This window comes from Streptosporangium sp. NPDC000095 (assembly GCF_042899335.1).
GTDB lineage: Bacteria > Actinomycetota > Actinomycetes > Streptosporangiales > Streptosporangiaceae > Streptosporangium.
Map to the genome: position 1 here is coordinate 115361 of NZ_JBIAZS010000018.1, position 21469 is coordinate 136829.

At 69.9% G+C, this 21469-nt stretch carries 24 protein-coding genes; 13 read left to right on the forward strand and 11 right to left on the reverse strand.

Annotated features, from left to right (window positions below; all coding sequences use genetic code 11):
• Positions 1–83: 83 nt before the first annotated feature.
• The 5 genes from ACFY3V_RS32400 to cpt all read right to left on the reverse strand — a co-directional run bounded on the left by ACFY3V_RS32400 (position 84) and on the right by cpt (position 4762).
• A complete protein-coding gene (locus ACFY3V_RS32400; protein WP_389778766.1) occupies positions 84–860 on the reverse strand; it encodes a DUF899 family protein in 777 nt (258 codons plus the stop codon).
• 257 nt (positions 861–1117) lie between these two features.
• A complete protein-coding gene (locus ACFY3V_RS32405) occupies positions 1118–1975 on the reverse strand; it encodes an ABC transporter permease (protein ID WP_350945636.1) in 858 nt (285 codons plus the stop codon).
• Between the two features lie 10 nt (positions 1976–1985).
• On the reverse strand, positions 1986–2816 hold the full coding sequence (locus ACFY3V_RS32410) for an ABC transporter ATP-binding protein (RefSeq protein ID WP_389778768.1): 831 nt from the start codon (positions 2814–2816) through the stop codon (positions 1986–1988).
• 85 nt (positions 2817–2901) lie between these two features.
• On the reverse strand, positions 2902–3963 hold the full coding sequence (locus ACFY3V_RS32415) for an ABC transporter substrate-binding protein (protein ID WP_362904124.1): 1062 nt from the start codon (positions 3961–3963) through the stop codon (positions 2902–2904).
• 265 nt (positions 3964–4228) lie between these two features.
• Positions 4229–4762 carry a chloramphenicol phosphotransferase CPT gene (gene cpt / locus ACFY3V_RS32420; RefSeq protein WP_389778770.1) on the reverse strand — a complete coding sequence of 178 codons (534 nt, stop codon included), beginning with the start codon at positions 4760–4762 and terminating at the stop codon, positions 4229–4231.
• A gap of 180 nt (positions 4763–4942) precedes the next feature.
• On the opposite strand from cpt, the gene ACFY3V_RS32425 reads away from it, so the two are divergent.
• The gene (locus tag ACFY3V_RS32425) at positions 4943–5944 is read left to right on the forward strand and encodes an ADP-ribosylglycohydrolase family protein (protein WP_389778772.1); all 1002 of its coding nucleotides are present in this window, start codon (positions 4943–4945) and stop codon (positions 5942–5944) included.
• A 68-nt stretch (positions 5945–6012) separates the two neighbouring features.
• Here ACFY3V_RS32425 and ACFY3V_RS32430 read toward each other — a convergent pair whose 3' ends face one another.
• Positions 6013–6951: a helix-turn-helix transcriptional regulator gene (locus tag ACFY3V_RS32430; protein ID WP_389778774.1), complete on the reverse strand. Its 939-nt coding sequence runs from the start codon at positions 6949–6951 to the stop codon at positions 6013–6015.
• A 62-nt stretch (positions 6952–7013) separates the two neighbouring features.
• Between ACFY3V_RS32430 and ACFY3V_RS32435 the strand changes: the two genes are divergently transcribed.
• The 5 genes from ACFY3V_RS32435 to ACFY3V_RS32455 all read left to right on the forward strand — a co-directional run bounded on the left by ACFY3V_RS32435 (position 7014) and on the right by ACFY3V_RS32455 (position 11880).
• A complete protein-coding gene (locus ACFY3V_RS32435) occupies positions 7014–8159 on the forward strand; it encodes an epoxide hydrolase family protein (RefSeq protein ID WP_362904116.1) in 1146 nt (381 codons plus the stop codon).
• 105 nt (positions 8160–8264) lie between these two features.
• Positions 8265–8903, forward strand: a complete 639-nt coding sequence (locus tag ACFY3V_RS32440; protein ID WP_350945629.1) for a class I SAM-dependent methyltransferase — start codon at positions 8265–8267, stop codon at positions 8901–8903.
• Positions 8904–9034: 131 nt separating this feature from the next.
• Entirely contained in the window at positions 9035–9400 is a 366-nt protein-coding gene (locus tag ACFY3V_RS32445) for a YciI family protein (RefSeq protein ID WP_362904112.1), read from the forward strand.
• A complete protein-coding gene (locus ACFY3V_RS32450) occupies positions 9387–10814 on the forward strand; it encodes an RNA polymerase sigma factor (RefSeq protein ID WP_389778777.1) in 1428 nt (475 codons plus the stop codon). Before ACFY3V_RS32445 ends, ACFY3V_RS32450 begins: the two co-directional genes overlap by 14 nt.
• 280 nt (positions 10815–11094) lie before the next feature.
• Complete coding sequence (locus ACFY3V_RS32455) at positions 11095–11880, forward strand: dihydrofolate reductase family protein (protein WP_362904108.1); 786 nt, start codon at positions 11095–11097, stop codon at positions 11878–11880.
• 68 nt (positions 11881–11948) lie between these two features.
• Here the strand turns inward: ACFY3V_RS32455 and ACFY3V_RS32460 are convergent, their stop codons facing one another.
• Positions 11949–12338, reverse strand: coding sequence for an SgcJ/EcaC family oxidoreductase (locus ACFY3V_RS32460; protein WP_362904106.1), 390 nt, complete (start codon positions 12336–12338; stop codon positions 11949–11951).
• Positions 12339–12472: 134 nt separating this feature from the next.
• Between ACFY3V_RS32460 and ACFY3V_RS32465 the strand changes: the two genes are divergently transcribed.
• The 4 genes from ACFY3V_RS32465 (at position 12473) to ACFY3V_RS32480 (ending at position 15357) form a co-directional block, all read left to right on the forward strand.
• A complete protein-coding gene (locus ACFY3V_RS32465) occupies positions 12473–12766 on the forward strand; it encodes a winged helix-turn-helix transcriptional regulator (RefSeq protein ID WP_389778780.1) in 294 nt (97 codons plus the stop codon).
• A gap of 140 nt (positions 12767–12906) precedes the next feature.
• Positions 12907–13377: a hypothetical protein gene (locus ACFY3V_RS32470; protein WP_389778782.1), complete on the forward strand. Its 471-nt coding sequence runs from the start codon at positions 12907–12909 to the stop codon at positions 13375–13377.
• Between the two features lie 303 nt (positions 13378–13680).
• Positions 13681–14568, forward strand: coding sequence for an endonuclease/exonuclease/phosphatase family protein (locus tag ACFY3V_RS32475; protein WP_362904100.1), 888 nt, complete (start codon positions 13681–13683; stop codon positions 14566–14568).
• Between the two features lie 60 nt (positions 14569–14628).
• Positions 14629–15357 carry an HAD hydrolase-like protein gene (locus ACFY3V_RS32480; protein WP_350945616.1) on the forward strand — a complete coding sequence of 243 codons (729 nt, stop codon included), beginning with the start codon at positions 14629–14631 and terminating at the stop codon, positions 15355–15357.
• Here ACFY3V_RS32480 and ACFY3V_RS32485 read toward each other — a convergent pair.
• The gene (locus ACFY3V_RS32485) at positions 15346–16230 is read right to left on the reverse strand and encodes an NAD-dependent protein deacetylase (protein WP_389778784.1); all 885 of its coding nucleotides are present in this window, start codon (positions 16228–16230) and stop codon (positions 15346–15348) included. The two genes, ACFY3V_RS32480 and ACFY3V_RS32485, sit on opposite strands and share 12 nt — an antisense overlap.
• A 191-nt stretch (positions 16231–16421) precedes the next feature.
• Here ACFY3V_RS32485 and ACFY3V_RS32490 point away from each other — a divergent pair, with 191 nt between their 5' ends.
• The gene (locus ACFY3V_RS32490) at positions 16422–17009 is read left to right on the forward strand and encodes a TetR/AcrR family transcriptional regulator (RefSeq protein ID WP_389778786.1); all 588 of its coding nucleotides are present in this window, start codon (positions 16422–16424) and stop codon (positions 17007–17009) included.
• Here ACFY3V_RS32490 and ACFY3V_RS32495 read toward each other — a convergent pair.
• Entirely contained in the window at positions 16973–17470 is a 498-nt protein-coding gene (locus ACFY3V_RS32495; protein WP_362904092.1) for a helix-turn-helix domain-containing protein, read from the reverse strand. The two genes, ACFY3V_RS32490 and ACFY3V_RS32495, sit on opposite strands and share 37 nt — an antisense overlap.
• A gap of 74 nt (positions 17471–17544) precedes the next feature.
• Between ACFY3V_RS32495 and ACFY3V_RS32500 the strand changes: the two genes are divergently transcribed.
• Positions 17545–18141, forward strand: coding sequence for a dihydrofolate reductase family protein (locus ACFY3V_RS32500; protein ID WP_350945612.1), 597 nt, complete (start codon positions 17545–17547; stop codon positions 18139–18141).
• Complete coding sequence (locus ACFY3V_RS32505) at positions 18135–18971, forward strand: MBL fold metallo-hydrolase (RefSeq protein ID WP_350945611.1); 837 nt, start codon at positions 18135–18137, stop codon at positions 18969–18971. Before ACFY3V_RS32500 ends, ACFY3V_RS32505 begins: the two co-directional genes overlap by 7 nt.
• A 278-nt stretch (positions 18972–19249) precedes the next feature.
• Here ACFY3V_RS32505 and ACFY3V_RS32510 read toward each other — a convergent pair whose 3' ends face one another.
• Positions 19250–20110: an NAD(P)H-binding protein gene (locus tag ACFY3V_RS32510; RefSeq protein ID WP_389778789.1), complete on the reverse strand. Its 861-nt coding sequence runs from the start codon at positions 20108–20110 to the stop codon at positions 19250–19252.
• A gap of 246 nt (positions 20111–20356) precedes the next feature.
• Positions 20357–21394 carry an FAD-dependent monooxygenase gene (locus tag ACFY3V_RS32515; RefSeq protein ID WP_389778791.1) on the reverse strand — a complete coding sequence of 346 codons (1038 nt, stop codon included), beginning with the start codon at positions 21392–21394 and terminating at the stop codon, positions 20357–20359.
• Between the last annotated feature and the right edge of the window lie 75 nt (positions 21395–21469).

The following is a 21469-nucleotide window of genomic DNA, read 5'->3' on the forward strand; positions in this document are numbered from 1 at the left end:
TGGGCGGCGGCGCTCGCGGTGGATCGGCTCAGGTCGCTCCTGGCGCGGCGAGCAGTGGATTCTCTCCCCTGACGGATGCCCGTTCAGTGGCAGTGCGGTTGGTGATGATCACCGGATGAGGCGCCGAGGTCGTCGTCGTATCCGGCCTTGATCCGTGACCACTGGGCGGTCGGGCGGCCGTCCAGCAGAAACTGGTCGCCTCGGGTGTCCCAACGCTGAGGCCAGCCCTCCGGCGAGTCCTCCCAGAACTCCTGCCGACCGTAGACGGTCAGATCCAGCAGTCCGTACGACGGTGCCATCAGTTCGTTGCCGCGGCCGGTGGTCCAGTAGGTCTCGTAGACCTTGTCGTCGTCGCGGAGATAGGTGACCAGGATGCCGAAGTGCCGGTCCGCGACCAACCGGTCCACGGCGTCCTGCGGCACCGAATACCAGGGAATCGTCCAGCCCATGAAGTCGCGGTAGCGCGAGCTCTCCTCGTACGGTCCCTGGCAGAAGGTCGCGTAGCCGACGTCCCGCGAGTGCAGGTAGGACAACTCGTTGATGTGGGACGTGGAGAAGGTGCAGCCCATGCACTGCTTCGCAGCGGGCTCACCGGTGTGCCACATCTGGAAGTAGGCGATCAATTGGGACCGGCCGCCGAAGATGTCGATCAACGGCACCGGGCCGTCGGCTCCGATCAGCGGAGTCCGCGGATCGACTTCGACCATCGGCAGCCGACGGCGTTCGGCGGCCAGTGCGTCTCCGGCCCTGGTGTGGGCCTTCTCCTTGGCCCGGAGTTCGTCGATCTGTTTCTGCCAGGTCCGCCGATCGGCGATCGGCGGCCGTGGAAGGGGGCGTCCGGCTGCTGGTGTCTCTGTCATGTGAACCTGTTTAGCCCGGTTGGAGAGGGCGGAACAACACCTTCGACCGATCGTCGTCAAATTCTGATCTTGGGAATGGCCGCCGGTTTCGCCCGTGACGTCGATGGTCTTCCGGTGGCGCCGACGACGCCGTCCGGGCGCGTGGGTGGTTCGTCGGTACGGTCCGCCACGGCTGCGGGACGCCGTCGTGGTCCGGCAGCGGCGACCGGTCGAACGCGGGTGACCGTGTCGCCGCTGTCGCCGCTGCCGCCGCGCTCTCAGCCGACGCCCTGGTCGAGGCCCCAGCGACGCCGCAGGGCGTTGTCCGCCGCGCCGAAGCACATGTCCACCACGATGCCGATGACCAGAATCACGATCATCGTGGCGAGGAGGCCGGGGGCGTCGGAGAGTTCCCTGGCGTTGTCGAGCTGCTCGCCGATCGACGCCTGATGGGCGATGATCACGAGCAGCTCGCCGGCCATCAGGGAGCGCCACGCGAACGCCCAGCCCTGCTTGAGTCCCGACAGGAACGACGGCAGTGACGCGGGCAGGATGACGTGCCGGTAGAGCGCGAGGCGCCGCAGGCCGAGGATGTGCCCGGCGCGGAGCAGGATCGGCGGGGTGTAGTCCACGCCGGCGATCAGCCCGTTCGCGATCGACGGTGCCGCCCCGAGGACGACCACGAACAGGATCGCGCTCTCGCTGAGCTTGAAGAACAGGATCGCGAGCGGGAACCACGCGATGGAGGGCATGGTCTGCAGGCCGGTGATGAGGGAGCCGAGCGCGGCCCGCAGCGGCTTGACCCGTGACACGGCCGCGCCGACCACGAGCCCGACCAGCACCGCGACCGCGAACCCGGTGACCGCGCGGCGCATCGTCACGGCCACGGCCTGGTAGAACTCGGCCTCACCGAGGCGGTTCCACAGATCCGCCAGGACGGTAAAGGGACCGGGCAGGACGTACTCCGGGCGCCAGCCGCTGAGCACGACCAGTTCCCAGACGGCGAGGACGAGGGCGATCGCCGAGAGCATCGGCCAGGTTCTGGCCCAGATCCTGGAGGCGAGGCTCTGTCGTTCCCGGTGGGACAGTTCCAGCGCGTCCAGGCCGGCGATGTGCTGGGAGAGATCAGCAGTCATTGGTCACCCGCTACTTCTCGGTCCCGGTGCCGGCGGGCCGCTGCGCCGCCGGCTGGGCGTGGCGCAACACCTCCTGGCGCAACCGGTCGGTGATGGTGGAGGCGAGTTCGGCCACTTCGGCGGAGTCGGTACGGCGGGGCCGCGGCAGCGTCACGGGGAAGTCCTCGATCACCGTGCCGGGCCTGCTGCTCAGCAGGACGACCCGGTCGCCGAGCCGTACGGCCTCGCGCACGTTGTGGGTGACGAACAGGACGGCCAGCTCGCGCTCCCGCCAGATCCGCTCCAGCTCGTCGTGGAGCAGGTCGCGGGTCATGGCGTCGAGGGCGCCGAAGGGCTCGTCCATGAGGAGTACGTCGGCCTCCTGGGCGAGGGCCCTGGCGAGCGCGACCCGCTGGCGCATGCCGCCGGAGAGCTCGTGCGGGCGCTTGTGGCCGAAGTCGGCGAGGTGGACGATCTCCAGGAGTTCCTTCGCCCGCGCCTGACGCTCCTTCTTCGTGGTCTTGCCCGAACTCGTCACCCGGAGCGCCAGCTCGATGTTCCCCGAGACCGTGAGCCAGGGGAACAGGGCGGGCTCCTGGAACATCATCGCGATTCGGGCCTCCCTGGTGTCGATCTCCCCGGCGGTGGGACGGTCGAGACCCGCGACGAGATTGAGCAGTGTGCTCTTGCCGCAGCCGGACGCTCCCAGCAGGCAGACGAACTCGCCCCTGTCCACCGAGAGCGTCACCTGGTCCAGGGCCAGGAGCTCTCTGCCGTACACCTTGGAAACCGCGTCCAGCCGGACCGCGGGCTCGTGCCCGTCGGTCCGGCCGGGGCGCAGCTCCTGGATCGGAGCTGTCACTTCGCCTCCCTGACCAGCGGCTCGCCGGATGGTGACCGGGGGTGCCGCCTCGACTCTTCTGTTCTGTGGTGCTCGCTCTGGCCGGTCACTTGTCGCTCACGGCAGGCTGGTTCTTGGTCTTCAGGACCTCGTTGAGGATCGTGAGGTCGTAGATGCCGTTCAGGTCCACCGGGTCGAGCAGGCCGACCTTCTGGGCGTGGTCGGCGCTGCCGACGAGGGAGGACGCGATCGGGTCGTTGGTGAAGGTGATGTTGCCGAAGGCGCTGTCCAGGACCTCCTGGGCGATCGGCTTGCCGCTCAGCTCCTTCAGCTCCGCGTTGATCGACTCCTTGGCGCCCGCCGGGTCGGACTTGATGAACTCGTTGGCCTCGACGTGCGCCTCGACGAGCTTCTTCACCAGGTCGGGGTGCTCCTTGAGGAACTGCTGCCGCACGATCAGGTGCGTGATCACGAACTGCTTGTTCGGCCAGAGTTCGGTCTCGTCGAGGAGGATCTTGCCCTTGCTCTCCTGGACCAGACGGCTCGCGAAGGGCTCGGGCACCCAGGCGCCGTCGATGTCGCCGGTGGCGAAGGTCTGCAGGGTCTGGGCGTTCTCCTGGGGGAGGATGGAGACCTCGCCGCCGCCCTTGGTGTCGGTCTTGATCCCCTTCTCCTGGAGCCAGTAGCGCAGCGCGACGTCCTGGGTGTTGCCGAGCTGAGGTGTGGCGATCTTCTTGCCCTTGAGGTCTTCGACGCCGTTGATCTCGGGCTTGACCACGAGGAACACGCCGCCGGACGCCGCGCCCGCGACGATCTTGATCGCCTCGCCCTTGGACTTCGACCAGGCGTTGATGGCCGGGTTCGGCCCGATGTAGGTGGCGTCGATGGCGTCGGAGAAGATCGCCTCGGTCGCGGCCGGGCCGGCGTTGAAGGTCGAGATCTTCAGCGTCGCGTCGTTGCCGAGCGCCTTGGCGAACAGCCCCTTCTGCACCCCGACCAGGGCCGTGGAGTGCGTGATGTTGGGGAAGAAGCCGAGGCGGACCTCTGTCTTCGCCGTGGCACTGTCACTGCCGGAGGACCCCCCGCCTCCTCCGCAGGCCGCCGCGAGGGCTGTCACCGTGACCGCAGCCAGTGCCACTGCCGTCCCCCGGAGCCTGCGAGCCTTCATGGATTACTCCTTAATTCCTACTTAATAAGTCGGTTAAGTGCATAACATTGCAAACGAGCCCTCCTGTCAAGCGTTGTGATCGCACGGGCACGAGCCGTTACCGGTTTGTGTTCCTGGACGCCTCGGCGTCGTTCCGTATGTCCGCTTATTGGGTTCTATGTCGCATTAGGGCGTCGATGTGTCTGGCGGGGAGGTCTCGACGGGACGATGATCCTGGTCAAATTCTGATCTTGGAGATGGTCGCCGTACGGGGCCGGTTCGTCGATCAGCCGACCCGGGCGGCGATGATCCGCGCGCACGCCAGGGACTCGGTATGCGTGGTGTCCACCTCCACGTCATAGATCACGCCGTCGTGAACCACCTCCGCCTGCGACGCGGCCATCCCCTGGACCCGATCACCGCGTGCGATCTCACGGCCCGCGGCGACCGCACCCTCACACCTCACACCGACCCACAGCACGTCCATCTCGCCCAGAAGCCTCTGCCACCGCTGCTGGGTGGCGGCTCCACCGAGGAAGACGTCATCGACGATGACCCTGGCGCCGGCGTGGGCCATGGCCACGACGCCCCGCATCCAGGCCGTCTGCAGCTCCATGAAGTCCGCCCCGACGCTCACCCCGCCGTCCGCGGTGATCTCGAGCCCTTCGGTCGACGCCCGCATCCTCGCGGGTATCGCGTCGATGAACGAATCAACGCCGAAGGCCGGCCACGGATCCGGAAGAACGGCCTGCAGGCACCGTACGATCCCGGACTTCCCCGAGCTGGAACCACCGTTGATGATGATCATCTGAGTCGCCACCCGGCCACAGTAGAGCCTCTCCCGCACGACACGAAGCGAATTTCGCGGCCCCTCGGAGGCTCGGAACGCGGTCGAAGATCGTGGTGAGTGCCGCAGCCTTCGACGGATGCGCCGCCGCTCCCGTCGAAGTCGGAGGATTCGAGGCTCGGTGCCGGAGATGTCTTTCTGTAGGCTGCCGCGATGAACCGTACACACCGTGCCATCGGTGCCGTCGTGGGCTCGGCGGTGGGCGACGCGCTGGGCGCTCCCTTCGAATTCGGTCCCGCCGGGGCGTTCTCCGCCCGGTTTCCCGTTCCAGACGGCGTTCCAGGCAGTGCTCCCGGCGACGTTCCAGACGGCGTTCCCGGCAACACTCCCGGCGACGTTCCCGGCAGGGAGAACGAGATGTGCGGGGGCGGCGGCTGGGACGTCGGGGAGGCGACCGACGACACGCAGATGGCCCTGCACCTGGCCGAGTCGCTGCTGGAGCGCGAAGGGCTGGACCTGCCGGATGTCTTCGCCAGGTTTCAGCGCTGGGAGGGCTCCAAGCCCAAGGACATCGGGCTGCAGACCGAGGATGTCCTGACCAACGGCATGCCCTGGGACCGCGCGGCCGCGACCCACTTCCAGATCAACCACCGCGCCGCGGGAAACGGCTCGCTGATGCGGGCCACCACCTCGGCGGTCTACTTCGCCCGGCACGGGCAGGCCGCCACCATGGACGCCGCCCGCCGCATCGCCGCGCTCACCCACGGCGACCCCGCGGCGTGGGAGGGAACGGCCATCTTCCACGATCTGCTGCGTGTGGCGCTGGAGGGCGGCGACCCCGTCGCCGCGCTGCCGGACAGCCTCGCCCTCGTCGATCCCGACCAGCGCGAGCGATACTCCGTCGTTCTCGCGTCACACTGGCACCCCGACGACGCCACCGAGCCCAACGGCGCCGTCTGGCCCTGCCTCGGCTCGGCGCTCTGGGCGCTGCGTACCACCTCCGGCTACGCGGACGCGGTACGCGCCGCGATCGACCTGGGCGGTGACACCGACACCGTCGCCGCGGTCACCGGCGGCCTCGCGGGTGCCGTCTACGGAGCCGACGCGATCCCCGTACGCTGGACCGAACCCCTGCACGTCCCGCTGCCCGGGGCCGGTGAGCGGGTGCTGCGCCTGCCCGAGCTGGTCGATCTCGCACAGCGTCTGGTGAGATGAGGTCACGGCTTCGGGGAGCAGGCGCGTCGCCGCTGTCCGGGACGTTCTCCTGACGGGCGGAATCCTCGTCACGGGAGGGCGGTCGCGTTGGCGAAGCGGTGGGACAGTTCGCGGAGATGCCGGGCGAGTTCCGGGGGAGATTCGACCTCGAAGTCGACGCCGAGCATGCCTACGGTGAACGCGACGAGATCGAACGAGTCCGTGGCGATTTCCAGCAGGCAGGTGTGGTCGTCGACGGGGGTCACGATTCCACTGACGCGCCCGGCGATGTCCGCCGCGGAGGCGTGCATTCGCAGCCGGGCGCGGAGTGGCCACATCTCGAAGCCCATCTTTCTGCACAGGTAGGTCGTGACGTCGCCGTCGGGTGGTTCTCGGTGGGTGAACCGAGGGCCGTTGGGCGTTCGCAGCGAGATCCGGTCGACCCGGAAGGTGCGCCAGTCGGCCCGTTCGACGTCCCAGCCGACCAGATACCACTTCCGTCCCCAGCAGACGAGGCGATGTGGCTCGACGCCGCGGCGGGACTCGACCCCGTGATGGCTGACGTAGTCGAAACGCAGCCCCTCGGAAGCGTGGATCGCGGCCGAGATCGCGGTGAGCACCGCCGCCTTCACCGGCGGGCCGCTCTCGGGAGACATCGCGACCACCGCGCTTCTCAGCGCGATGACCTGGTGTCGCAACCGGGACGGCAGCATCTGCTCGATCTTGGTCAGGGCACGCAGCGAAGCCTCTTCGACCTCTGCCACGCTGTGCAGGCCGACCGTGACCGCGACCGCCTCCTCGTCGTCCAGCAACAGCGGGGGTAGCGAGGAACCGGCTCCGAGCCGGTAACCGCCGACCGGGCCCATCGAGGCGCGAATCGAGTAGCCCAGCTCACGAAGCCTGTCGACATCGCGCCGTACCGTCCTGGTGGTGACTCCCAGCCGCTCGGCGAGTTCCGTACCGGACCAGTCGCGGTGCGTCTGCAGCAACGACAGTAGTCGCAGCAGTCGAGCGGGTGTTTCCAACATTCCTCCACTATCGCCCCTGTATAGGAACGGAGCTGTCCTACACGGGGCACAGGGTGGACGGCATGAGCACAGAAACGCCCTTCCGTATCGACATTCCGCAGACCGAACTCGACGACCTGCGAGACCGCCTCGCCCGTACCCGCTGGCCGGACGAACTTCCCGGCGTCGGCTGGTCCTACGGCGTGAACAAGGACTACCTCGTCGAACTGGTCGAGCACTGGCGTACCGGCTACGACTGGCGGGAGCACGAGGCCCGCCTCAACAAGGTCCCGCAGTTCACCACGACGATCGACGGGCAGAACATCCATTTCCTGCACGTACGCTCGCCCGAGCCCGACGCCACTCCGCTGATCATCACCCACGGGTGGCCGAGCACGGTGTACGACTTCCTGGACCTCATCGGGCCGTTGACCGACCCGCGGTCACACGGCGGGGACCCGGCGGACGCCTTCCACGTCGTCATCCCGTCGCTGCCGGGCTTCGCGTTCTCCGGGCCGACGCGGGAGACCGGCTGGGGGGTCACCCGCGTCGCGCGGGCCTGGGCCGAGCTGATGCGACGCCTGGGATACCGGCGCTACGGCGCCCAGGGCGGCGACTGGGGCAGCGTCGTCTCCCCGGAGATCGGCCGGGTGGACTCCGAGCGTGTCATCGGCATCCACGTGAACGCGCTGGCCAACGCCGCGACCCCGGCCGATCCCGGCATGCTGGACACGCTCTCGGAGGCGGAGAGGGAGCAGGCCGAGCAGAACGAGATGTGGTGGTACGGCCGCTCCGGCTACGCCACGCAGATGGGTACTCGGCCGCAGACCCTGGCGTACGCGCTCAACGACTCCCCGGCGGGTCAGCTCGCCTGGAACCTGGAGTGGTTCGTGGACTGGGACCCCGCCGGAACCGAGCAGACCTCCGTCGACCGTGACACCATCCTGACCAATGTCACGATCTTCTGGCTGACCGCGACCGCCGGATCAGCGGCCCGGCTCTACCTGGAAGCCGGGGAGACGTGGGGCCGGTCTCCCGAGCGTTCACCGGTCCCGACGGGTGTGGCGAACTTTCCCGGCGATCGGGCGATCCGCGGGCTGGCGGAGCGGTCGAACACGATCACCCACTGGTCCCATCACCCCCGAGGTGGCCACTTCGCCTCGCTGCAGGCCCCGGACCTGCTGATCTCCGACATTCGGCACTTCTTCCGGATCGTACGACCGCGGTAACCGAGCGCGACGGCGGAACGGCGCGGACCGGTCACTCCCCCACGGGGACACCGTCTGCTCCCGCTCTCACCCGGTGAGACGGTGACGAGCGGGAAGAAGAACAGCATGGCTGCCACGAGTGTCGACCATCCGCTCTTCGCCCGCTGTTATGCCCGCATCAGCCGGGTCGTGGAGAAGCGAGGGCTGGCCGGACATCGCCAGGCGCTGCTGGAGGGCCTGTCCGGTCAGGTGATCGAGGTGGGTGCGGGAAACGGGCTGAACTTCGCCCACTACCCGTCCACCGTCACGCGCGTGCTCGCGATCGAGCCGGAGCCGCGGCTGCGTCACCTGGCCCGTGCCGCGGCTGTACGGGCACCGGTCCCTGTCGAGGTCCGCGAGGGCCTGGCCGAGCACCTTCCGGCCGCCGATGGCACTTTCGACGCCGCGGTGGCCTCACTGGTGCTGTGCTCGCTGCCCGACCCGCACGCGGCGCTGAGCCAGATGCGCCGGGTGCTGGCTCCGGGTGGGCAGCTGCGGTTCCTGGAGCACGTACGCGCCGACTCGGCAGGGATGAGGTGGGTGCAGGACCTGCTGGACGCCACCGTCTGGCCGCGCCTGGCCGGTGGCTGTCACACCGGTCGCGACAGCGCGCTGGTGATCCAGCAGGCCGGGTTCACCATCACCGCTCTGGAGCGCTTCTTGCTGCCCGCGGTGCGTACACCGATGTCCTTCCTCATCCGGGGAACGGCCTACCCGACCGCATGAGTGCCTGGTAATCCGACGACGGGCGGCACATCGAGTCGGAGGCCGGGCATTTTCCCGGACCACGGAGTGGCTTCCCCAAGGATCGTCGTGCTGTCACGATACGGTCCGCTATCAACAAGGAGGACGGCACGATGAAGTATCTGATGCTGATCTACGGCAACGAGGAGATCTGGAACGCTCTCGCGCCGGAGGACATGGCGAGTCTGATCGCCAAGGTCGACGGGTTCAACGAGACGCTGCGTGAGTCGGGGGAGCTCCTTGAGTCCGAAGGGCTGATGCCCAGGCCGCGGTCGGTTCGGTGGGTGGGTGGTGACGCGGTCGTCACCGACGGCCCGTACGTCGAGGCGAAGGAGTTCGTCGGCTCCTACTTCGTGGTCGAGGTGGACGACGAGGAGCGGGCGATGGAGATCGCGCGGGCCTATCCGGGGACGTTGTACGGCGGTGGCCTGGAAGTGTGGCCGCTGATGGGACGTGACTGGGCGAGTGGCGAGGTCTGACGAGCCTTTCGAGCCGGTCAAGCCGGATGAGCCGGTTCAGCCGATCGAAGCGGACGAGGCGGTCGAAGCGGTCAAGCCGGCTGGGCTGATCGAGCCGGTTGAAGCGGACGAGGCGGCTGAGTCGGTTGGGGCGGCTGAGCTGGACGACTCGGTCGAGCCGGTCGACTCGGTTGAGTCGGTCGACTCGGTTGAGTCGGTCGAGGAGCTGCTGAGGTCGTCGGCGTCCCGGGTGCTCGGTTCGCTGGTGCGTCGGTACGGGGACTTCGACCGTTGCGAGGACGCCGTGCAGGAGGCGCTGATCACCGCGGCGGACGCCTGGTCGCGTGACGGTGTCCCGGCCCGCCCGCTGGGCTGGCTCAACAAGGTCGCGGCGAATCGGTACATCGACCGGGTCCGGGCCGACAGCGCCCGGGAGCGCCGGGAGAAAGCCGCTCTCGACGCCACGCCGCGCGACGCGCTGGTCGCGCCGCCGCCGGACGCCGAGGTGGTCCGTGACGACCTGCTGGAGCTGCTGTTCCTGTGCTGTCACCCGGCGCTGACCGTCTCGTCGCAGCTGGCGCTCACGCTGCGGGCGGTCGCCGGGCTGACCACCGGCGAGATAGCGGCGGCCTTCCTGGTGCCGGAGAAGACGATGGGGCAGCGCGTCTCGCGGGCCAAGCAGCGCCTGCGGGAGGCCGGGGCGCGGTTCGAGCTGCCCCCGGATCCCGAGCACGGGCCTCGGCTGCGGGTCGTGCTGCACGTGCTGTACCTGATGTTCAACGAGGGCTACAGCGCCAGCTCCGGCTCGGACCTGCGCCGGCCCGACCTCACCGGACAGGCCGTCCACCTGGTACGGCGGCTGTACGCGCGGCTGCCCGACTCCGGCGAGGTCGCGGGCCTGCTGGCGTTGATGCTGCTCACCGAGGCGCGCGGCGCGGCGCGTACGGGCCCAGACGGGGTGCTCGTGCCGCTGGAGGAGCAGGACCGGTCCCGCTGGGACGCCGAGGCGATCGCGGAGGGGACCGAGATCCTCACCCGTACGCTCGCGACCCGCCGGCTCGGCCCGTACCAGGTCCAGGCCGCGATCGCGGCGATACACGACGAGGCGCCGTCGGCCGAGGCGACGGACTGGAAGCAGATCCTGGAGCTGTACGAGATCCTGGAGCGCCTGCAGCCCAACCCCGTCACCACCCTCAACCGGGCGGTCGCGCTGGGGATGGCACGCGGACCGCGTGCCGGGCTGGCGCTGCTGGACGAGCTGGAATCCGGGATGCTCGCCGGTCATCACCGGCTGCTCGCCGTCCGCGCCTACCTGCTCGACCGGGCGGGGGAGACCGCCGCCGCGTCCTCGGCGTATCGGGAGGCCGCGCGTCTGGCCGGTAGTCGTCCTGAACAGCGGTTCCTCCTGCTGCGTGCCGCCCGCTGCGCGCGCTGAGCCGACCGGACGCGAGGTCGTGTCGTCCGTTGTGAGAGTCGGACCGGACGCGAGATCGCGTCGTCCGGTGGCGTGAACCGGTGACCGGCCTGAGTAGCGATCGCGCCGCCCGCCGCGCGAGCCGGGCCGACCGGCCGCGAGATCGCGTCGTCCGCTGTGAGAGCCGAGCCGAGGCCGCGCAAAAAATATTCGCGCGGGCAGGTAGAAATCCGGTTCGCGGCTCCGATCCTCCACCGAGCGGGCCCCGGAAGGGGGGCCGCCGGAACAGGAGCGAAGCGATATGACAAAGGTGACGGCACAGATGTCGGTGTCCCTCGACGGCTACTACGCCGGTCCGCGACACACCGGCGAGCGGTCGGGCTGGTTGCAGTCTGAGGAAGCCGCGGGCTTCTTCCGGGTCACCCGGTGGGTGATCGACGCCATGGCCTGGCGTGAGCGGCAGGGCTTCGCGGGCGGTGAGAAGGACGTCAACTCCGACATCATCGCCGAGTCGTTCGAGGCCGCGGGGGCCTACGTCATGGGACGGAACATGGCGGACGGAGGCGAGGTGCCCTGGGGCGACGAGCCGCCGTTCCGCGCGCCGGTGTTCGTCGTGACCCACCGCCCCCGCGAGACCCTGGTGCGTCAGGGCGGGACGAGCTTCACGTACGTGACCGACGGCGTCGCCAGTGCCGTGGAGCAGGCACGCGCCGTCGCGGGGGGTAAGAACGTGGCGATCGCCGGAGGCGGCACCCTGCTGCGCCAGGTGTTCCAGGCCGGTCTGCTGGACGAACTGGAGCTGCACATCGTCCCGGTGGTGCTCGGCAGGGGGATGAGCCTGTTCGGCGCCGACATCGGCGCGGGCCTGGGCGCGGGTCCGGGGGCCGACCTGGACGCGGGGCTGGGCGCGGGCGCGAGGCCGGGTGCCGACCTCGGCCTCGGCCTCGCGGATAAGGAGGCGATCGAGCTCATTCCCACCAGGGTGATCCACACCCCCGAGACCACGCACATCCGCTACACGGTCAACGGGCGGTCCGCCCTCGTTCTCGACGACCGAGGCAGCGGGAGTTCAGATCTCCTGAGCTGAGACGGACTCTTCGCCGGCTTCCCTTGGCGCGGTGGATCCCTCGGTCGCTCCGGCGACCGAGGAGACCCTCACCCCTTCTCCGCCGCGCCGAAGGGGTTGTCGATGGCGTACCTCCAGTACCCGTCCTGTCCCCGTCGGGCGACGTCGGTGGCGGTGCCCTGGAGGTGCACGGGCCGGCCCCCGCGGTCCGTGCCGTCGATCACCCAGTCGACGATCAGCAGGGCGAGGTCGCCCGTGGTGTGGACGTGTCGCGGACGGACGGTGATCGGCAGTCCCAGATCCATGAAACGGCCGTTGGCGGCGTTGATCTGCTCTCCGGTCAGCGGCGCGCCGGATTCCGAGACGAACACGGCGTCGCTCTCGTAGATCTCCGCCACCGCCTCGGCGTCACCGGCGTTGAACCGCTCGGCGAAGACGGTGGGCACATCCTCCGGACGTTCGGCAAGCTGTCGCATCATCGCTCCGTTTCGGTAGAAACAACTCGGACGCGGCAACGCTAGGAGGCGCCTTCGTGGCTCACCAAACGGTTGGTTGTTCGGGCCTGCCCGACCATCCCCATGCGAACGTCACAGAACCCACCCCGTCATGTCCGGTGGAGATCACCCTGGCGGCCCTGCACGGACGCTGGACGACCCTGATCATCCGTGAACTGCTGCGGGGCGACCGTACGTTCAGCGAGCTTCGCCAGGCACTGCCCGCGCTGTCGGACAAGGTGCTGTCCGACCGGCTCGCGCACCTGGCCGAGGCCGGTGTGCTGGATCGCCACCGCCGCCCCAACTGGCCGCCCCGGGTGCGCTACAGCCTCACCTCCCGCGGGCGCGATCTCGGCCCCGTCCTCCAGGCACTGTGGGACTGGGGTTCGCCGCACCGGCCGTCGGACACATGAATCACTCGGCGGGCACCCGTCTCCGGTGGCGGGTGCGTGTCACCGTGAACCGCCGCCACGGTGCCGGACGTTCGCAGCGGTTTGTGTCGGTCGCCGTCGCTACAGTCGCCGCACCGTTGACCTTCCGCCGAGGAGACCGCATGACCGAGCCCGATGTGACACCCGATGTGATGATGGCCAGGATCGGCCATGCCGCCGATCTGGGCAGGAGGGGTGAGCGGAAGGCCGCTCGGAGGCTGTTCTCCGAGTTGTGGGAGGAGATCGGGGTGACGGGCGATCCTCTGCACCGGTGCGCTCTCGCTCACTGGATGGCCGATGTGCAGGACGAGGTGAAGGAGGAGTTGCTCTGGGACCTGCGCGCCCTGGAGGCGGCCGACCTGGTCACCGACGAGCGGGCCCGGCAGGTGGGCGTCGCCGGTTCCGTGAGCGGCTTCTACCCATCCCTGCACCTCAACCTGGGTGACGCCTACCGCAGGCTCGGCGACCTCGATCGGGCACGCGACCACCTCGAACGCGGACGCGCCGCCGTCGGCGCACTTGATGACGACGGGTACGGACAGATGATCAGGCAGGGCCTGGACCGGCTCGCCGGACGCCTCACAGCCGACTAGATGTCCGTTTTGCGATAGGAGGCCCGGCCGGGTCGCGATGATCGTACGGTCGGACGTATGAGCATCGAAGATCGAAAGATCGGCGGCGGGGAGGACGGGGAGAAGCACACCCGCCGGGCCGGGCTCCGGGCGTGGGGACGGAGACGAACGCGGGGGCGGGACGCGCCGGACGGAGCATCCGGGGAGCCCTCGGGTTCCTGGGGTTCCTCGGGGTCTTCAAGGTCCTCAGAGTCTTCGGGGTCCTCGGGGCTTTCAGGGTCCTCGGGAACGCGGTCGCGGGGACGGGTTCTCGCGTCGGTCGCCGTGCTGGTGGCGGTGCTGCTCGCGTTCCCCGCCGTCGTGCCCAACGGCGTGGGCAATCTCGGCAGCCTGCTGGAGACCTTCCTGCCGTGGGCGGGCCTGGCCGTTCCCGCGCTGCTCTGTCTGGCGCTGCTGCGCCGCTCGGTCCTCGCGACGGTGTCCCTGGTGCTGCCCGCGGCGGTGTGGGGCGTGGTCTTCGGCGGGCGGGTGCTGCCCGCCGACCGGGAGGCGGCGGGTGACCTGACCGTGCTCCAGCACAACGTGGGCGAGGAGAATCCCGACCACGAGGGGACGGCGCTCGCCCTGGCGGGGGCCGGGGCCGACCTCATCGCTCTGGAGGAGTTGACGCCTGTCGTCCGGCCCTTCTACGAGGACGTTCTCGCCTCCGGCCACCCTCACCGTGCGGTCGTGGGCACCGTCGGCCTGTGGTCCAGGTTCCCGCTGGCGGACGCGCGGCCGGTGGACATCAGGCCCGCGGACGTCGGACCCGACTGGAACCGCGGGATGCGGGTCACCGCGCGGACGCCACAGGGGGACGTGGCCGTGTACGTCGCGCATCTTCCCTCGATCCGTATCCGGCCGTCGGACGGTTTCGGGTCCGGCCGCAGGGACGAGAGCGCCGCCGCGCTGGGTGCGGCCGTCGCCTCGGAGACGCTGGACAGGGTCGTTCTGCTGGGCGACCTCAACGGCACCCTCGACGACCGTGGCCTGGCCCCGCTCACCTCGCGGCTGGTCTCGGCGCGGAGGGGGTTCGGTTTCAGCTGGCCCGCGGCCCTCCCCCTCGCCGGGATCGACCACGTCATGACCCGTACGGCGGTCCCCGTCGCCGCCTGGACCCTGCCCGCCACCGGCAGCGACCACCTGCCGCTCCTGGCCCGCGTCGACCTCTGACACCCGGCCGCGGAGCCCTTCCGAAAGGCCGGGGGATCCGGGCTTCGTTATGCTCGGGCGGTGAGCTCCCCGAGAACGCTCGTACTGTGGGACATCGACCACACGCTGATCGACGCCGGCGGTGTCACCGCCGACACCTACGACCACGCGCTGCACGCCACCACCGGCCGCAGGATGGAACACCCGGTGAGCGTGGCGGGGCGGACCGAGCGGGCGATCATCTCCGAGATCCTCCAGGCGCACGGCGTCGAGGTGTCGGACGAGCTCCTCGACTCCTTCTACGTCGCCCTCGCCGAGGCGTTCGTCGTGCGCGAGGCCGTCATGCGGGAGCGTGGCCGGGCCCTGTCGGGGGCACGCGAGGTGCTCGCGGCGCTGGCGGAACGCGAGGACGTGGTGCAGTCGGTGCTCACCGGCAACACCGAGGCGGTCTCGATCGGCAAGCTCACCGTCTTCGGACTGGACGGTTTCGTGGACTTCGAGGTGGGCGCGTACGGCACCGACCACGAGGACCGCGCCGCGCTGGTGGCCGGCGCGCAGCGACGCGCCGCCGACAAGTACGGTGACTCCTTCACCGTGCGCAACACCGTGCTGATCGGTGACACGCCGAACGACGTCCGCGCGGGTCATGAGGGTGGAGCGAGGGTGATCGCGGTCGCCACCGGCTTCAACGACGTGAACGTCCTGAGCGAGGCGGGGCCTGAGCTGGTGCTGGAGGACCTCGCCGACACCGACGCCGTCGTACGGGCCGTGCTGGGCGTGTCGGACCGGACGGGCGGATCAGCGGGGTGAGCCGGTGGGCACCGTCTGGGTGTCGATCTCGGCCTCGACGAGGCGGACCAGCTCGGGAAGGACCGTGCCCAAAGGGCCGTCGACGGTGAGTGCCGCGTAGCCGTCGCCCCTGGTCGGGCCCTGATTGACGATCGCGACGGAGATGCCGAGCTTTGCGGCGTGCAGCACGAACCGGCGGCCCGACATCACCGTGAGGGACGACCCGAGGACCAGGAGCAGCCGTGCCTCCTCCACGAGGGCGAAGCACGCGCGAACTCGCTCCGCCGGAACGGTCTCCCCGAAGAAGACGACGTCGGGCTTGAGCATCCCTCCGTCGCACGCCCGGCATCCGACCACCTGGAAACCGTCGATCTCCTCGTCGGGCAGTTCGACGTCGCCGTCCGGGTTGATCGCGGTGGGCAGGGCGCCGAAGCGCGGGTTCGCCTCGGTCAGGCGGTGGTCCAGCTCCTCGCGGGGGCTGGAGTGGCCGCATTCCAGGCAGACCACCTCCCGCAGGTTGCCGTGCAGTTCGATGACGGACCGGGCGCCGCCCGCCTGGTGCAGGCCGTCGACGTTCTGCGTCACGATGCCGGAGACCAGGCCCCGCCGCTGGAGGGACGCGACCGCGCGGTGGCCGTTGTTCGGAGCGGCCCGGGTCATCGCCCGCCACCCGAGGTAGCTGCGGGCCCAGTAGCGCCGCCTGGCCACCGGGTCGCCGGTGAACGTCTGGTAGGTCATGGGGGTGTGCCGGTTCAGGGTCCCGCCAGGTCCCCGGTAGTCGGGGATCCCCGACTCCGTCGAGATGCCGGCCCCGCTCAGCACCAGGACGCCGCCCCCGGTCAGCAGTCTCGCCAGTGTGCTCGTACCCTCGCTCACCCCTCCATGCTGCCCCATCCGTACGGGTGGAGCGGCCTCGGGGCCCGCCCGCGGGCCTGGCCGGAAGTTCCGCCGTGTCCGGTCATGCCCGCCGCGTCTTCCCGGGTGATCTCGTCCAGGCGGCCGGCGAGGGCGGGACCGCCTCAAGCTCGCTGCGTCTCAAGGTCGCCGGCAGAAGTCACCACGGGTGTGGTGGTAATGTCGGCGAGATGAATCGGGAGCGGCGAGACCGTCTGCGGGACGCGGCCATCGAGGTGCTCGCGGAGAGCGGGGGGCGCGGCCTCACCCACCGGGCCGTCGACGCCGCCGCGGCCACCCCGCCGGGCACCGCGAAAAACTACTTCCCGACCAGAGACTCCATGCTGCGGGCGATCGCCGAGCGCTGCGTCGAGCTGTACCACCAGGTGCCGGGAGGGGAGCCTGTCGATCGGGACGGGCTGGTGGCCATGTTCCGCGGGCTTCTGGAGAACGTCGCGGGTCCCGGCCGTTCTCGCCTGCTCGCCTACCTGGAACTCCAGGCGGAGGCGGCGCGCAGGCCGTGGCTGGCGACCATACTCGACGCGATCGCGGCCACCGACTTCACCGACTTCGAGCGGGCCCAGCGCGCCGCCGGGTTGCCCGTCACCCCGCGTCGCGCCGCCGCCGTCACGCTGGCCCTGCACGCCGCCGTCCCGCACCTGCTGGCGGACGGTCACGACACCCTGGCCGCCGCCGGGTTGAACGATCTCGATCGGTTCGTCCGCGATCTCCTGGACACGGTCTACGGACGGGAGTCGGAGCCGCCGGAGGCGACGTAGGCGGCGTTGAGTCGCTCGAACGCGCCCGGGCCTTCGTGCGGCTTCGGCGGGGCGTCGAGGTGGCGGACGCGGAGCTCGTCCATGAGTTCCTCGACGAACGCCGGCCCCTCGTCGCGCATGAGCTGCTGGCGGCTGCGTAGCTCGGCGCTGCCGGAGGTCCAGTCGAGGCCCCAGTTGCCGAGGGCGTAGATGATCGGCAGGGTCTGGATGCCGGATTCGGTGAGGCTGAAGCGCGCGCGCTGCCCGCGGCCCGCGGCGCCGCGGGTGAGGATCCCCGCGTCGATGAGCCGCTTGAGACGGTCGGCGAGGATGTTCGAGGCGATGCCCTCGATCGACCCGGTGAGCAGCGCGCGGAAGTATCGGCGGTCGCCGAAGATGATGTCGCGCAGCACGAGCAACGACCAGCGATCTCCGAGCAACTCGACGCCTGCGTTGATCGGACAGCCGGACCGTGGTTCCACGACTCCTCCTTGACGGTTGTTTCGTTGCCAATATAGTAGTTGCAAAATGCAAGCACTATGGGAAGGAGGAGCTGATGGGTCGCTTCCTCTATTGGATGAACGTGTCCCTCGACCTGCGGATCGAGCAGGTTCCCGGGGACAACGGCGCCGGCGAGTGGCTGCGCATCGGCGAGGAGCTGCACCGCGAGTTCAACGCGCGGGCGCGGGAGCTCGCGGTGATGGTCCAGGGCCGGGTCATGTACGAGACGATGGAGGAGTTCTGGCCGCGGGCGCGCGAGGACGCGTCGCTGCCGGACTTCCTGCGTGAATACGGCGAGATCTGGACGGCGGCCCCCAAGGTGCTCGTCTCCCGTACCCGCCACAGCGCCGATCACGACACCCGGATCATCGGTGGGGACGACGCGATCGAGCAGCTCGCCGCCCTCCGTGACCAGACCGACGGCACCATCGGTGTGGGCGGCGCGGCGCTCGCCACGCAGCTGCTCCGGGCGGGGCTGCTCGACGAGTTGCTGCTCTTCACCCATCCGGCGATCCTCGGCTTCGGCAGGCCGCTGTTCGACGACTACGACCTGCCGATCGATCTCGACCTGCTGGAGCAGCGATCGTTCGACCAGGGCGTCACGATGCATCACTACGCCATCCGGGACGCGAAGGAGACGGGCTCGTGCTGAAGCAGGTCGCGGAGGGGGTGTGGGTCCACGAGAGCGAGTTCGTGCAGACCAACACCGTTGTGGTGCGGGGCAGGGCCGGTGTGCTGCTCGTCGACCCCGGCGTGACCGGCTCCGAGCTCGACTGCCTCGCGAACGACCTTCGCGAGGCGGGCCGGCCCGTGGTGGCGGGGTTTTCCACGCATCCGGACTGGGACCACCTGCTCTGGCACGCCGGGCTCGGCGAGGCGCCCCGTTACGGCACGGCGCGCTGCGCGGCCACGATCCGGGAGCAGCTGTCGGAGGCGGGTGCGAAGGACCGCATCGCCGACCACCTGCTCGAGACGGAGATCGCCGGGCAGGTGCCGATGGACCTGCTCGGCCTCATCACCGGACTGCCCGCGGAAACCACGCGGATCCCCTGGGACGGCCCCGAGATCCGGATCATCGAGCACCGGGCGCACGCCCCGGGCCACGCGGCGCTGCTGATCGAGGAACGCGGGGTTCTCGTCGCCGGCGACATGCTGTCCGACGTCCTGGTCCCGATGCTCGACATGGAGGGCACCGCCGACCCGATCGAGGAATACCTCACCGCGCTGGACCTGATCGAGGGCGTGGCGGACGGCGTAGACGTCGTCGTCCCCGGCCACGGGTCCGTCGGCGGATCCGACCAGGTGCGGGCGCGGATCGACCTGGATCGGGCGTACGTACTCGCGCTGCGGGACGGCCACGTCTCCACCGACCCACGGGTCGGCCCGTCGGCGAAGCCCGGCTGGGAGTGGGTGAGCGACGTGCACGAAGGACAACTCCAACGCCTCGCCCGACGAGGCGAGCGCGAAGGAACGCCCCGCTAGCGACCGGTGTGCGGCACGACGCCAAGGTGGCGAACTTCGCGTCAGTCGCGCACGTCGCGACCGCAAACACGATCGGGGCGAGCTCCAACTGCTGCTGTATCCGTATTCGCACCGGACGCGAGCGGACGGCACCCCGGACGCGTGAACAGCGCCGGATGCCGTCTGCAGGTCACCGCCACCGGGGATCTCGACATTCGCGGAACACGTCGTTCTCTTCGTCGGCTCACCTCTTTCTCGGTGTTGCCGGGAATCGACGACGAATAGCCGGCCGAGGCGCGTCAGCGGAAGTCGTCGGCGTGGTCGGCGGCCCACTGCCGGAACGGGGTGCCCGGCCTCCCGGTGAGTTCCTCCACGGTGGAGGTGACCGACTCGGGGAACATCGCCATCTGCGCGTGCCCGTCGATCAGTCCCTTCGCCGCCGCGGGCGGCCAGCCCCGGCCGACCAGCTCGCGCAGCGCCTCCTCGGGCGGGAGTTCCTCCCAGCGGACCGCCCGGCCGACGGCCTCGCCGATGGCGGTCACCTGCTCGATCTGGGTGAGGGTCTCGGGGCCGCTCAGCACGTACCTCGCTCCGGCGTGGCCCGTGCCGGTGAGAACGCTCACCCCGGCGGCGGCGATGTCCCGCTCGTGGATGAGTGCCCTGGTGGCCCCTCCGTGCACCCAGCGGACGGTGCCGGTGTCGCGGATCTGCGAGGCCCACATCAGGGTGTTGGCGGCGAACCCGCCGGGCCGCAGGAACGTCCACTCGGGCCCGGACCGCTCGATCAGCCGCTCGATGCGGGCATGGGAGCCGAGGATCGAGTTCGGGTCCGGCTCGGGCGTGCCCGGTGCGGGGTCGGGGACACCGCGTGCGGAGAGGTAGACGACGTGGCGGGCGTGCTTGGCGATCTTCTCGATGGTCGAGGGTGCCGCGTGGTCGGCCGAGAGGGTGGGCCAGACGAGGAACACCGACTCGACCCCGTCCAGGGCGTCGTCCAGCGTGGCGGGGTCGGCCAGATCACCGCGTACGACCTCGGCGCCCTTCGGGAGGGCGGCGGAGGTGGGGTCACGGGTGAGCGCGCGTACGGGGAGGCCCGCGTCGAGGAGCTGGGAGACGGTCTGCCCGCCGACCTTGCCGGTCGCTCCGGTGACCAGAATCATGCGGATCTCCTTCGTGGGTGAGGATGTCCCGACCAGCTTGCGACCTCATCTTTGGTTGAGGTCAAGCGGTAGGGGGTGCATGAGCGCGTTGCCGCTCTGGCCGAGGTCGGGCGGGGGAAGGCGTGTGAGGGTGTCGCGTCTTCGGCTGCGGTCAGCGGAAAGTCCTGGCCGTGGTCGGGCGGAAAGTTCTGGTCGTGGTCGGGTGGAAAGACGTGGCCGTGGCCGGGCGGGAGGTCTTGGCCGTGGTCAGGCGGGGAGGAGGCGCAGGAGGGCGTTGCGCGGTCCCGTCAGGGGGTGGTTCGAGAAGCGGGCCATATGCCGCGACATCGTCACGAGACGCTGAGCGGGCTTTCTGCGCCTGGCGTCGTACGCGCGCAACGCGGTCTCGACGTCGTCCGCGGTGCGGAGGCAGTCGGTGAGAGCCACGGCGTCCAGCAGGGCCTGGCACGCGCCCTGCCCGAGGGCCGGTGACATGGCGTGCGCCGCGTCGCCGACCAGGGCGACGTTGCCCGTCACGAAGGATCTCAGGTGCGAGGACAGCTCGTGGATCTCGTGCCGCAGAACGGTCTTCTCGTCGGCTTCGGCGAGGATCCTCGGGATCGGGTCGTGCCAGCCGGTGAAGCGGGCACGCAACTCGTCAAGGGTCTCCCGGTGGCCCTCTGGTGTCGCCACGGCGGCGTACCAGTTGGTGGACCCGGGTTCCTGGGGAGTGATGCCGAACACCTGGCCGGGCCCCCAGGTCTCACCGCGTAGGTCCGGCTCGAACCCCACGACGCCCCGCCAGGCCACGATCCCGGTGTAGCGCGGCCGGACGGCGGTGCCGAAATACGCCGTGCGGACCGTGCTGCGCAACCCGTCGGCCCCCACCACCAGGTCGTACTCTCCGCGTAGCGCCTCCGGATCGGTGATCTCCGTGCCGGTCGTGATCGAGGCGTCTCCCACGGCGTCGAGCAGCATGTCCATCAGGGAGATCCTGGACAGCATCAGGACCGGCGCGCCGCCCTTGCGCTCGATGCGCTCCAGCGGGAGGTCGGCGATCCTGCGGCCGCCCGGCGTGCGGATCTGGGCCCGCCGGTAGGGGACCGTACGGCGACGGAGCTCCTCGTCCAGTCCCAGCCGCGCGAGCGCGGCCTGCGCGTCGGGCCGCACCCCGAGGGCCGTGCCCTGGGAGTTGATCTTCGGCCAGCGTTCGAGCACGTGCACCTCCCACCCGATGCCGCGCAGCCCGATGGCGGTCGTCAGGCCGCTGATCCCGGCCCCCACGATGGCGGCTCTTCCCCTCATGCCCCGCTCCCCTCTAACCACCACAGCAGTGGTGCCACGTCTGTGGTACCACCGCTGTGGTGAATCAGGCAAGTG